This is a genomic window from Algibacter luteus (assembly GCF_030344935.1).
GTDB classification, from domain to species: domain Bacteria; phylum Bacteroidota; class Bacteroidia; order Flavobacteriales; family Flavobacteriaceae; genus Arenitalea; species Arenitalea lutea.
The window spans coordinates 2,881,460-2,894,618 of the sequence record NZ_CP128313.1 but is presented as its reverse complement, the minus strand read 5'-3'; the positions used below and the strand labels follow the sequence as shown (position 1 = coordinate 2,894,618).

Sequence of the window (13,159 nt, the reverse complement as noted above, 5' to 3'; positions counted from 1 at the left end):
TGTTCCATGAAAATTTTAATGGTTTCTATAAATTCTATCCATTTTGAAAGGTGGACCAATCAATTACAAGAGTCAGGGCACGAGGTGCATTGGTTTAATGTAAGAGATGGCGGCTTTTCTAAGAAATTATCATGGGTAAATCAAATAGTTGGTTGGAAATTTAAATTTATTAACAACAAGGCACGAGTATTTATAAAGAAACGTTGGCCTTGGCTTTATAACAAACTAAGTTTTTTAATAGAAAACAGTACAGAAAAAGCTTTTGAAAAAGCACTTTTAGAAATACAACCAGATGTCGTGCATAGCTTTGTGCTATATATTTCTTGTGTTCCTATTCTACCAGTAATGCAAAAGTATCCAAACATAAAATGGATGTATTCATCCTGGGGAAGCGATTTGTTTTATTTCCAAAATCAACCTAAGTATCTAAATGATATTAAACAGGTTTTACCCCGAGTTAATTATATGTTCGCCGATTGTAAACGTGATATCGATTTAGCTAAAGCATATGGATTTGATGGTCAAGTTTTAGGTGTTTATCCTGGTGGAGGAGGCTATCCCATTGACGATTATAAAGCGCATATTTCATCTTTAAATCAAAGAAAACTCATTCTTGTTAAAGGTTACCAAGGGCGTTCGGGTAGAGCAATTGCAGTGCTTAAAGCATTAGAGTCAATTTCAGTCAAATTAAATACCCATCCAGTATTAGTTTTTGGAGCCGATAATGAAGTTGAAGACTATATTATTAAAAGTGATTTGAACAGCAAGCTGGATTTAACCGTTTATCCAAAATCGGAATTTTTACCACACATGGAGATTATTAAATTAATGGGTCAAGCCTTGATTTACATTGGAAATAGTAACTCTGATGGTATGCCAAATACGTTGTTGGAGTCAATTATTATGGGCGCATTTCCAATACAATCAAATCCTGGAGGAGCAACGGCAGAACTAATTGAACATGGTAAAAATGGATTTTTAATTGAAGATTGTAATAATAGTATCGAAATAGAAACTTTGATTGATAACGCGTTAAACAATATGGAATTAATTCAATCTGTATGTAAGTATAATCAAAAAACAATAATGCCTAGTTTAGATAGGACAACGATTTCTAAAGAGGTGATTGCAAAATATAATTCAATAATTAATTGAAGATTTTAAATTTATGGTTTAAAAAACAAACTGTATTTTAGCATGATATATATTAATATACATTATAAATGAAAAAAATAGGTTTTATCCCGCTTAGAAAAGGCTCAAAAGGTATTTCTAATAAAAACAAACGAAAAATGGTTGGAAGGCCTTTGTTTACATGGGTTTTAGGTGAAGCTATTTTTTCTAATTTAGATGAAATTATTGTATATACTAATGATGCATCAATCATTGATTTTATCAGTAAAGAATATCACTGGACAAATAAAGTTAAGGCATTAATGCGAAGTGAAGCAAGTTCCAGTGATACGGCATCCACAGAAATGGCGATGCTAGAATATTGCGAATCTATTAAATATGATTTTGATGTTTTTTGTTTATTACAAGCTACATCTCCTTTTACAAAAAAAGAAAATATTAATGCATGTTTGGATAAACTTACAGAAGGTTTTGATTCTGCTTTAACCGTTGTAAATACGCATCGCTTTTTATGGGATATAAACGGAAAGCCCTTAAATTATAATCCTTTTAATAGACCTAGACGTCAAGATTTTGAAGGTTTGTTAATTGAAAACGGAGCGGTTTATGCAGTAAAAAAAGAAGCTTTAAAGAAACATAAAAATAGAATAGGAGCTAAAACTGCTGTTGTTCAAATGCCAGAAGATTCGTTATTAGAAATTGATTCTGAATCGGATTGGATTGCTGTTGAAAGCCTCTTAATTGAAAGACAAAAACGAGAAAAAGAATCGAAACAAATAACACATCTTGTTTTAGATGTTGATGGCGTTTTTACAAACGGTACTATTTCATATACAAAGGACGGTGAACACACTAAAAACTTTGACATGCGAGATGGCATGGGACTTGAAATTTTAAGACAGTTTGATGTTGAGGTCATGATAATGACTTCTGAAAATTCAGAGTTAGTTGCCAAACGCATGGAAAAATTAAAAATAGAACATGTGTTTCTTGGTGTGAAAGATAAATTTTCACTTTTAAAGCACATCATCTCAGAAGGGAATGTGTCTTTAAGCAATGTGGCTTATGTAGGTGATGATGTTAACGACCTCTCGAATATTTGCAGTGTAGGATGGTCTTTAGCGCCAAACAACGCCACCGATATTGTAAAATCACATGCCGATGTGGTACTTTCTAAAAACTCTGGGAATGGTGCCATTCGCGAAGCCTGTCAGTTTGTTATGAATTATAATAAAAGATTTTAATTAGCTCCTAAATCTTATGAATACATATAAAAAACCATATATCATCGCAGAAATTGGATGCAACCATAAAGGCGATATGGAAATTGCCAAAGAACTTATAAAAGTTGCAAAAATATTCTGTAATGTTGATGCTGTTAAATTTCAGAAGCGAAATAATAAAGAATTATTAACTGAAGATCAGTATAATCAACCACACCCTAACCCTGCAAATTCTTATGGAGACACTTATGGTGCGCATAGAGAATATTTAGAGTTTGATGTTAATCAACACCAAGAATTGAAAGCCTATTGTGATGAGATTGGAATTACGTACTCAACCTCGGTATGGGATTTAACTTCCGCAAAAGAAATCTCGTCCCTTAATCCTGAATTTATCAAAATACCATCAGCTTGTAACAACAATATACCCATGCTAGAATGGTTATGTGATAATTATAAAGGCGAACTTCACATTTCTACTGGTATGACTACCAAGAATGAAATTGAAGATTTGGTCAATCTTTTCAAAAGAAAAAATAGAAATAAAGATTTGGTGCTTTATAATTGCACTTCGGGTTATCCCGTACCTTTTGATGATGTATGCTTGTTAGATATTAATGTACTTATTGATAAGTATAAAGACGATGTAAAACATATAGGTTTTTCAGGTCATCATTTAGGAATTGCTGTTGATGTTGCTGCCTTCACTTTAGGTGCTAGTATTATTGAAAGACATTACACGATTGATAGAACCTGGAAAGGTACAGACCATGCTGCTTCTTTAGAGCCAATGGGACTGCGCAAATTATCTCGAGATGTTAATGCGGTTTATAAGGCATTGAAATTTAAAAGTCAGGATATTTTACCCATTGAGCAGGTACAACGCGATAAATTAAAAAACCAAAAAGTATAGCATGTTTTCATCGGATAAGATTAGATTATTTTGGTGGAATGAAATTAAGATTCAAGGGAAGTCTAAAGAAAATTATGGCGACCTTTTAGGAAAATATCTCGTTGAAAAAATTTCTCAAAAAAAAGTAATTTGGGCGAAGCCTTCAAAGTTTTCAATACACGATTTTTTTAGCCCTATTTATGTTACTATTGGCAGTATTTTAACCAATGTAAATTCAAAATGCATTGTTTGGGGTAGCGGTATCGTTTCAAAAGATTATCCTATAAAAAATGCTAAATTTTTAGCTGTAAGAGGTCCGCAAACAAGAAAACATCTCTTGAAACAAGGTTACGAAGTTCCAGACGTATATGGTGATCCAGCATTATTGCTGCCTAAGTTTTACAATCCAAAAATTAAAAAAGAATACGCCATAGGAATTATTCCACATTATAGCGACTTTAATAAAGTGAAAGATTTTTATAAAAACGAAGATTCAATGTTGTTGATTGACTTAATGACGAACAATATTGAGAAAACCACTGATGATTTTTTAAAATGTAAAAAAGTAGTTTCTTCCTCATTACACGGTTTAATAGTCGCTCATGCCTATGGAATTCCTGCCGTATGGCAAAAATTTTCTGGAGATATTTTTGGCGATGACATAAAATATCAAGATTACTTTGAATCTGTTGAAATACCAACTTACAAACCAGACATTACCAATTTTAAACTGAGTATTGATGAATTGGAAGCACTTTTTAAGGATAAAAAATCAATTCCTGAAGCAGGTATAATAGATAAATTAGGTGCTAATTTAATGGAAGTTTGTCCTTTTATACCTTAAAATAAAATCTAATAATGTTATTTATAAAAAGCATAAAAAATAAATTATGGCGTGTAAAAAAAGCTATTAAAAATAGTTTGTTAGAGCGTGTTTTGCCTTATGGATTTTATTTTTCTCATAAAGGATATTGTCCTTGTTGTGATAACAAGGTAACTTTTAAATCTAAAAGCCATTGGTTAAGGGATTTTTTTGTTTGTGATAATTGTAATTCCATACCACGCGAAAGAGCATTAATGTTGGTTATTGAAAAATATTATCCCAATTGGAAAGATCTTGATATTCATGAATCTTCTCCGGGCAATAGAGGCGCAAGTGTAAAGTTGAAGAACAATGCAAAAAAGTATATAGCTTCACAATATTATCCGCATAAACCACTTGGTACGGTGGTTGATAATTTTCAAAATCAAGACTTAGAAAATTTAACTTTTCTAGATGAATCATTTGATTTGGTTATTACTCAAGATGTTATGGAGCATGTTTATAATCCTAAAAAAGCATTTTCAGAAATAGCAAGAACTCTTAAAAAAGGAGGTGCGCATATATTTACTGTTCCATTAATCAATAAACATAAAAAAACAGAAATTTGGGCTGTTAAAGGGGAAGATGGAAAACCTGTTTTTACAAATACTCCCGAGTGGCACGGTAATGTGGTCGATCCAATTGGTTCGGCGGTAACTATGCATTGGGGGTTTGATATTGTAGAATTTATTAAAGAGCATAGTGGTCTAGAAACAATAATTGAGCATATAGATAATATAGATTATGGTATTCGGGCTGAATTAATCGAGGTTTTGATTACCAAGAAATAGTTGAATAAATTATGAAGAAAAAAGTTTTTGTTTTTTTTCCAGATGGTGTTGGTTTAAGAAATTTTGCCTTTACAGATTTTAAAAAAATAGGTGAAGACATGGGGTTTGATATCACGTATTGGAACAATTCTATTTTTTCACTAAAAGACAATTTAGGATTCAATGAAGTTAAGATAGAAGACCATAGTGCGCATCCGTTACTATCAATTTATTCAAGAGCAAGAAAACGCGCTGAATTAAATGTTTCAAGAGATAAATTTAGGGATAAGGTTTATCCAACTTACAAGTTTCCATTTAATTACAAAGACTTAAAAAACAGTATTAAAAGCCTTTATACCCAGTGGCTAATTGGTTTGTATTCATCTGAAAAAGGCGTTATTAAATTAAGAGCAAAGATTAATAAATTAGAACGATCAACTTCAAAATATAAATATTGTAGAGCACAATTACAAGAGCATAAACCCGATTTGGTGTTTTGTACAACGCAACGTGCAACACAATCTATAAGTGCCTTATTGGCCGCTCAAGATTTAGGCATTCCAACCGTAGCATTTGTGTATTCTTGGGACAATGTTCCAAAGGCAATGCAAGTTGTAGAAACCGATTATTATTTTGTTTGGAGCGATTTAATGAAACAACAAGTGTTACAATACTATCCTTTTGTAAAAGAAAATCAAGTATTTGTTACCGGAACACCTCAGTTTGAACCACATTACGATACATCGCTAAAGCAAAGCAGAGAAGCGTTTTTTGCACAGTATGAATTAGATATTAACAAAAAATATATCTGTTATTCTGGAGACGATGAAACAACTTCCCCGTTAGATCAATTTTATTTAGAAGATTTAGCAAATGCAGTGAGGAAGTTAAATAGTAAAGGTGAAAACTTAGGCATTATTTACCGGAAATGCCCTGTAGATTTCACGCCAAGATACGATAAGGTTATTGAGGCTAATAAAGATATAATTAAGGTGTTAGATCCTATTTGGAAACAAGTGGGAAGCCAATGGAATCAAATATTACCTACACCTGAAGATTTTAAAATGCTTTACAACGTCTGCGAACATAGTGAATTTGTAACCAATGTATGCTCGTCAACGGTATTCGATTTTGTGGCTCATAACAAACCTTGCATTTATTATAATTATGAGCAACCACAATTAAAAAAAGGCATTCGAGATATTGGTCAGAATTATAAATATGTGCATTTTAGAAGTATGCCAAGTCTTGACGCGGCTGTATTTTGCACTGATAAAAATGATTTAGAAAGTTTGGTTAAGCAAATATTAGATGGTAAATTATCTAATGTGACAACTTGTAAAAAATGGTACGAAATTGTTGTTGGGAAAACACCAACTGAAGCTTCAAAAAACATCTGGAATACCATTGATTCCATTATAAAATGAGAATAGGCTTTATAACATCTGAATATCCTCATCCAACGGTAAAACATGCTGCTGGAATAGCTTCAAGCATAAAAAACTTGGCCGTTGTTTTAGCAAAACAAGGGAATGATGTAACCGTTTTTGTTTATCATCAGGAAGTCTCAGAGATTATAACGGATCAGGGTGTTGAAATTCATTTGATAAAAAAAGAAACATTCAAGTTTTTTACATGGTATTTCTATCGAATGCATTTACAGTTATACATCAATAATGTTGTGCAATATAAAGGGATTGATATTCTAGAAGCACCCGATTGGACCGGAATAGCGGCATTCATGAAACTTAAAGTACCACTCGTTATTCGCTTGCATGGTAGTGACGCATACTTCTGTAAATTAGAAGGCAGAAAACAAAAGTTCAAAAATTTTGTGCTCGAAAAAAAAGCATTGAAAAAAGCTAACGCCTATATTGCTCCAACATCTTTCGCTGGAAATGAAACCAGAAAAATATTTGGTTTAAATAAACACAAGATTAAAACCATATATAATGGACTTCAATTGGAGTTATTTAATAATGAAAGCCCTAGTTTATATAATAGAAATACAATCTTGTACATTGGCACGATTATAAGAAAAAAAGGCGTTTTAGAATTGGCAGAAATTTTTAATCAAGTCATAAAAAAGCAACCAAATGCACAATTAATTTTGATAGGAGGAGATTCAAACGATATAAAAACTGGAAGTAAGTCCACTTATAAACTCATGGAATCTCTTTTTACAAATGAGGCAAAAAAGCAAGTCAATTATTTAGGGAAAATTCCATATGAAGATGTGAAAGAACATATAAAAAAGGCACATGTTTGTGCTTATCCTTCATTTGCGGAAACATTCGGAATGGTAACTATAGAATCTATGGCAATGCATAAACCTGTTGTAAATACAAATATAGGTTGGGCACAAGAACTTATAGATGATGGTGTAAACGGATTTTTAGTACATCCTTCTGAAATTGATGAATATGCAAATAAAATTATAGAATTATTAAACGATGAAAGTTTGTGTGAGCAAATGGGTAAAGCTGCCAGATTGAAAGTGGAGAATCTTTTCGATATTGAAAAAAATACTGAAATAAATCTAGAATATTATAAATCTATTCTGAAGACATGATACTGCTAGTTCATAGAAAAGAGAAGGTTATTAAGATTGTCGATTGTAATTCGAACAAATTATTAAGTAGTCCATTTGAAAAGCCTCTACATGTTTTATTCTATTTAGCAAATCGTTTTCAAAATTCACTTCTAATTTGGTGTCATGAATCGGTTGAAGCAAACGTCAATTTTGAAGCTATAAAATCTTCATTTAAATTAAAAAACACATTATTATCATATAGCAAGACTAACTATATTCCAGAGCAAATAGGCTATGTTGAAGACTCACCTTTCATTAAAGTTAATACAAGCGTTAAATACCCTACTTGGTTAATTAGTAGTTTGGTGGGTGTTATTCATACTTCTCAAATCACCCAGTTTGAAAAAATTGTGAATAAAAGTGATACTTTCGATTTTGGCTTAAATTCTATTGCAAAATTAGGGATGTCTCAAGGTTTGTTTTGTTATTCTGATCCAGGTTTGATTGAAGGTAATAGTAACATAAAACCTAAAAGAGCTTCAACCTATAATTTATTTAAATTTGTAAAACAGCACTACAAAGGCGTTTGGGGCTTTCTATTGCTATTGAATTTTATAGTGAATGAGAAAAAATTTCCTCTGGTATCATTTTTAAGAACCCTATTTGTTAAAAGGAAAACTCCAATTCTTAATTTCGATTTAGAACCATTAGAGAAAATTGAAGCAAAAGCAAAAAGCACTATTGATGTTATTATACCAACCATCGGGAGATCGGAACACGTTTATAATTTTCTAAAAGATTTAGAAGCGCAATCGCATAAACCAAAGCTGGTTATCATCGTAGAGCAAAATAAAAATGTAAATAGTGTTTCTAATTTAGATTTTATTAAAACTGAGATTTGGTCTTTTGAAATTATTCATAAATTTATACATCAAACAGGAGCTTGTAATGCAAGAAATTTGGCTTTGGAAGAAGTTAAATCTGATTATACTTTTCTCGCCGATGATGACATTCGAATTCAAGAGAATTTTTTGGATTCAGTTTTAAAAAAGATGCAAAGATTAGGTTTGTCTGCTACCACCTTGAGTTGTTTAGGTGTAAACGATATAAAAAGCTTAAATAAGACAGTGCAATGGACAGCTTTTGGCTCTGGTTGTAGCGTCGTTAAATCAACTGAACATGAAGGCATTAAATTTGATTTGAAATATGAGTTTGGTTATGGTGAAGATGTAGATTTTGGAATGCAATTACGCAATAAAGGTGTTGATATTATCTATTTGCCTTCACCGGAAATTGTTCATTTAAAAGCGCCGATTGGAGGGTTTAGAACTAAGTTTACGCATCCTTGGGAAACTGATGAATTGTTGCCAAAACCTTCACCAACCGTGATGCTAAATAGGATGCAAAATTCAACAGGGCAACAATTATTAGGATATAGAACAACTTTATTTCTGAAGTACTACCGGCAACAAGACATCAAAAATCCATTTAAATACTACTCTAAATTTAAAAAGCAATGGTTGGTTAGTAAAACTTGGGCTAATCGATTAGATAATAACTTGTAACTATGAATTTCACTTTAATTGTTTGTACTTACATGCGCGAAAAGCCGTTGCTCGAATTACTTAATTCGGTCAAAGTACAAACCCTATATCCAAATGAAATTCTTATTATTGATGGCTCAACTAATTATGAAACTCAAAATGTACTTCAAATTAATCATTTTGATAATTTAAAATATTTTAGAGTAGAAGATAAAGACAGAGGTTTAACCAAACAACGAAATTTTGGTGTTCACTTGGTTTCAAAAGATTCAGAAATTATTTGTTTTTTAGATGACGATATAGTTTTAACACCAACTTATTTTGAGCACTTAATTGATACTTATAAGAAAAAGCCAGATGCTTTGGCTATTGGGGGTTATATTACTAACGAGGTTGACTGGAAAAAAACCGCAGAAAATAGAACAAGTTCAGATAAATTTTATTTTGATGGATGGGAACGTACAGAACCTTCAAGATTTAAATTAAGACGAAAATTCAAATTAGCACCCGATGTTCCTCCAGGATATTTACCAACTTTTGCTCATGGTAGATCTGTTGGTTTTTTGCCGCCCTCTGGTAAAATCTATCCAGTAGAATTAATAATGGGAGGCGTATCATCGTATAAAAAAGAGGTATTCTCTAAATTGAAATTTTCAACTTATTTTGAAGGTTACGGACTTTACGAAGATGCTGACTTTTCGCTTAGAATCGCAAAACTTGGCAATTTATATGTGAATACGAATGCGCAACTTGCACATCATCATCATGCTTCTGGTCGTCCAAATCAATACAATTATGGCAAAATGGTTGTAAGAAATGGCTGGTACGTTTGGCGGGTTAAATATCTAAAACCTTCATTAAAAGCGAAATTAAAATGGCATGCCACGGTATTTTTATTAACGGTAATTCGTTTAAGTAACGCCATAACTAGCAAACAAAAGAAACAAGCATTAACCGAAGGTATTGGTCGTGTTGTTGGTTGGATTTCACTTATATTTAACAAACCAAAGACTAATTGATGCAAACTGTTTATATACTGAACATACCTAACTTTTACTCATCTTACTATTTATACGGTTTCAATAAAGAGTTTAGGGTGAAATTTCAAATGGATAATTCGTTTGTAAAGTATAATAATAAGCCAGTTATTATATTTAAAATAAACGATAAAGTTGGCGTTATTAATAATGATGACCCTGTGTATTTCGATCAGGATTTATACAACCAAGTGGATTCGTATTTTGTAACAAACAAGCTTATAGATAACGAAGCTTTTAAGCAAGAAAAGGTAAAACCATTATTTCCACATTATCCCATAAATATTTTGCCGCTTTATTTAAGACTTTTTAATGTAGGGTTACTTAAATATTTAAAACCAAGAACTCTTGCAAGAGAATTATATATATTAAAAAGGAGACCCAGATATAAAAATTATAATTTAAAAACTGAGAAAGAAGATTTTATATTTTTCACTGCAAGTATTTGGAAAAAAGAGCCAGAAACGAATCAAATACGTGCTGAATTTATTAGATATTGTAAACAAGACCCACGATTAAAGTTTGAAGGTGGCTTTATTCCAAGATCAGATGGGAATAATTTTGATTTTGATGATGTATTAAATGATAAAAAATATCCACCAAAAGTCTTTTCTAAATTAAGTACAAAATCAAAAGTTGCGTTAAATAATGCCGCTGTTTATGGAGCTGTAAGTTGGCGATTGGCAGAATACTTAAATCAAAGTTTGTTTGTATTATCGTTTCCATTTAAAATAGAACTTCCTGTTGATTTTACTCATGAAAACAATATTTATTTCATAGAACTAACAGGTGAATTTAAAATCGTGTTTGATAAAGTTATAAATAATCCTGATATTCATAAAAGAGTTGCGGAAAATGGGAAGCAATATTTTAGCAGGCATTGCACCCCTCAAGCTCAAGCTAAATACATTTTAAAAACAATGTTTGAATAAAGCCTATGTTATTTTAAATAACTTAAATCACCCAATGAAATTCTTAATCATATCACATGTAGAGCATAAGCTAATTGGAAATCGCATTTCGGCATATGCCCCTTATGTTCGTGAGATGAATATTTGGTTTAATCATGTCGATGAAGTAACTGTTGTGGCTCCTTTAGGTATGGAACAGATAAGTGCCATTGATTTAGAATATAAGCATCAAAATTTAAGCTTTAATGCCATTCCTTCAATTCAATTTACAGGATTTAAACACGCACTAAAATCAATTATTAAAATACCTAGAATTTTTATTGTAATTTTTAGTGCTTGTAGAAAAACCGATCATATTCATTTAAGGTGTCCGGGAAATATTGGATTAATTGGGTGCTTGGTTCAGGTTTTTTTTCCAAAAAAAATGAAAACTGCTAAATACGCAGGTAATTGGGATCCAAATGCTACTCAACCTTTAAGCTATAAGTTTCAAAAGTGGATGCTTTCAAATACATTTCTAACAAGAAATATGACTGCTCTAGTTTATGGCGATTGGAAAAACCAGACAAAAAATGTAAAATCCTTTTTCACAGCAACTTATAGAGATGCTGATCGACAAGTACCAACATTAAGAAGTTACACAGGTGCTTTGAAATTTGTTTATGTTGGAAGTTTAGTTGAAGGAAAACGTCCTCTATTAGCCATTCAAATTGTAACTAAATTGAAGAATAAAGGTTTTGATGTTATGTTAGATTTATTTGGAGATGGTGTGCTGAAATCTAATTTGCAAAATTATATTTCCAAAAACAATTTAAATTCGTTTATTAAATTAAAAGGGAATCAAGAAAAAGAAGTTGTTAAAGCCGCATTAAAAGAGGCAGATTTTTTAATATTACTTTCAAAATCTGAGGGTTGGCCTAAAGCCATAGCCGAAGGCATGTTTTTTGGGGTTGTTCCAATTGCTACTTCGGTTTCATGTATTCCAAATATGTTAGGTTATGGTAGCAGAGGTATAATTGTTGATCCAGATATTGATAACGCTGTTGAAACGATTCAAGGATTTCTAAATAATACTGAACGTTTAAAATTAATCTCTGTTGAAGCATCTAAATGGTCTCAAAGTTATACTTTGGATGTTTTTGAAAATGAATTAATAAAATTGTTAAAAGCATAATGAGAGTATTACAATTAATAGACTCTTTAGAAACAGGTGGAGCAGAGCGTGTGGCAGTAAATTTAGCCAATGCACTATCCCATGAAATAGAAAAGTCTTTTTTATGTACTACTAGAAAAGAAGGGCTGTTAAAAGAAAGTTTATTAAATGAAGTAGGGTATTTATTTTTAAACAAGCAAAAAACTATTGATTATAAGGCAATAAGCGCACTAAACGCTTATGTTAAAGCTAACAATATTAATATAATTCATGCTCATTCGAGTTCGTTTTTTGTAGCCACACTTATTAAGTTTTTAAATAAGAATGTAAATATTGTTTGGCACGATCATTATGGAAACAGCGAGTTTTTAGAAAATAGAAAGTATGGAGTTTTAAAGTTTTTTGCTAAATATTTTTCACATATTTTTAGTGTGAATAAGGCTCTAGAAACTTGGGCAAGAGAAAATTTAAAAGCGAAAAAGGTAACTTATTTACCTAATTTCGCAACAATAGATAGGCAATCGGGAATTACAAATTTAAGTGGTGTTTCAGGAAAGCGAATAATATGTTTAGCGAATTTAAGACCGCAAAAAGATCAGATGACGCTATTAGATGCTTTTAAAATAGTAGTTGAACATTATCCTGATTGGACTTTGCATTTAGTAGGTAAAGATTTTCAGGATGCTTATTCTGAAGATGTAAAGTATAAAATAGATGAACTAGATTTGAAAGAATCTGTATACTTATTAGGTAGCAAACCTGATGTATTTCATATTTTAGAACAATGCGATATTGGTGTATTGTCTTCAAAATCGGAAGGATTACCTATAGCTTTGTTAGAATACGGTTTGGCTAATTTAACAGTAATTGCCACTAGAGTAGGAGAGTGTGAAAGTGTTATAAAACATGATAAAAATGGAATGGTGGTAAATGCTCTTGATACAAATGCGTTAGCTCATGCCATAATGTTTTATATCGAAAATGAGGAAAATAGAAAGACACATGCTAAAAAGTATAACAAGCATATTCAAGAAAATTTTTCAGAGAAATTTCAGATAAAAACTATGATAGAAATTTATAATCAAATCATTTGAAAAACA

12 protein-coding genes are annotated in these 13,159 nt (G+C 31.5%); all 12 read left to right on the top strand.

Annotated elements, in window-relative coordinates:
* The first annotated feature begins 6 nt into the window (after positions 1-6).
* Positions 7-1,155: a glycosyltransferase gene (locus O5O44_RS12220; protein WP_289194598.1), complete on the top strand. Its 1,149-nt coding sequence runs from the start codon at positions 7-9 to the stop codon at positions 1,153-1,155.
* A 68-nt stretch (positions 1,156-1,223) separates the two neighbouring features.
* Positions 1,224-2,378 (top strand): acylneuraminate cytidylyltransferase, encoded by a 1,155-nt coding sequence (locus O5O44_RS12215; protein ID WP_289194597.1) that lies wholly within the window; start codon positions 1,224-1,226, stop codon positions 2,376-2,378.
* Between the two features lie 16 nt (positions 2,379-2,394).
* Positions 2,395-3,270, top strand: a complete 876-nt coding sequence (locus O5O44_RS12210; protein ID WP_289194596.1) for an N-acetylneuraminate synthase family protein — start codon at positions 2,395-2,397, stop codon at positions 3,268-3,270.
* A gap of 1 nt (position 3,271) precedes the next feature.
* Complete coding sequence (locus tag O5O44_RS12205; protein WP_289194595.1) at positions 3,272-4,093, top strand: polysaccharide pyruvyl transferase family protein; 822 nt, start codon at positions 3,272-3,274, stop codon at positions 4,091-4,093.
* 14 nt (positions 4,094-4,107) lie between these two features.
* Positions 4,108-4,902 carry a class I SAM-dependent methyltransferase gene (locus tag O5O44_RS12200; RefSeq protein WP_289194594.1) on the top strand — a complete coding sequence of 265 codons (795 nt, stop codon included), beginning with the start codon at positions 4,108-4,110 and terminating at the stop codon, positions 4,900-4,902.
* Between the two features lie 11 nt (positions 4,903-4,913).
* Positions 4,914-6,308 (top strand): UDP-glycosyltransferase, encoded by a 1,395-nt coding sequence (locus O5O44_RS12195; RefSeq protein WP_289194593.1) that lies wholly within the window; start codon positions 4,914-4,916, stop codon positions 6,306-6,308.
* Entirely contained in the window at positions 6,305-7,453 is a 1,149-nt protein-coding gene (locus tag O5O44_RS12190; RefSeq protein WP_289194592.1) for a glycosyltransferase family 4 protein, read from the top strand. Before O5O44_RS12195 ends, O5O44_RS12190 begins: the two co-directional genes overlap by 4 nt.
* On the top strand, positions 7,450-8,979 hold the full coding sequence (locus O5O44_RS12185; RefSeq protein ID WP_289194591.1) for a glycosyltransferase family 2 protein: 1,530 nt from the start codon (positions 7,450-7,452) through the stop codon (positions 8,977-8,979). The genes O5O44_RS12190 and O5O44_RS12185 overlap by 4 nt, the downstream gene beginning before the upstream one ends.
* 2 nt (positions 8,980-8,981) lie before the next feature.
* The gene (locus O5O44_RS12180) at positions 8,982-9,977 is read left to right on the top strand and encodes a glycosyltransferase family 2 protein (protein WP_289194590.1); all 996 of its coding nucleotides are present in this window, start codon (positions 8,982-8,984) and stop codon (positions 9,975-9,977) included.
* The gene (locus O5O44_RS12175; protein ID WP_289194589.1) at positions 9,977-10,927 is read left to right on the top strand and encodes a hypothetical protein; all 951 of its coding nucleotides are present in this window, start codon (positions 9,977-9,979) and stop codon (positions 10,925-10,927) included. Before O5O44_RS12180 ends, O5O44_RS12175 begins: the two co-directional genes overlap by 1 nt.
* A 34-nt stretch (positions 10,928-10,961) precedes the next feature.
* The gene (locus tag O5O44_RS12170) at positions 10,962-12,080 is read left to right on the top strand and encodes a glycosyltransferase family 4 protein (protein ID WP_289194588.1); all 1,119 of its coding nucleotides are present in this window, start codon (positions 10,962-10,964) and stop codon (positions 12,078-12,080) included.
* Positions 12,080-13,153 (top strand): glycosyltransferase, encoded by a 1,074-nt coding sequence (locus O5O44_RS12165; protein ID WP_289194587.1) that lies wholly within the window; start codon positions 12,080-12,082, stop codon positions 13,151-13,153. The genes O5O44_RS12170 and O5O44_RS12165 overlap by 1 nt, the downstream gene beginning before the upstream one ends.
* The last annotated feature ends 6 nt before the right edge of the window (positions 13,154-13,159 follow it).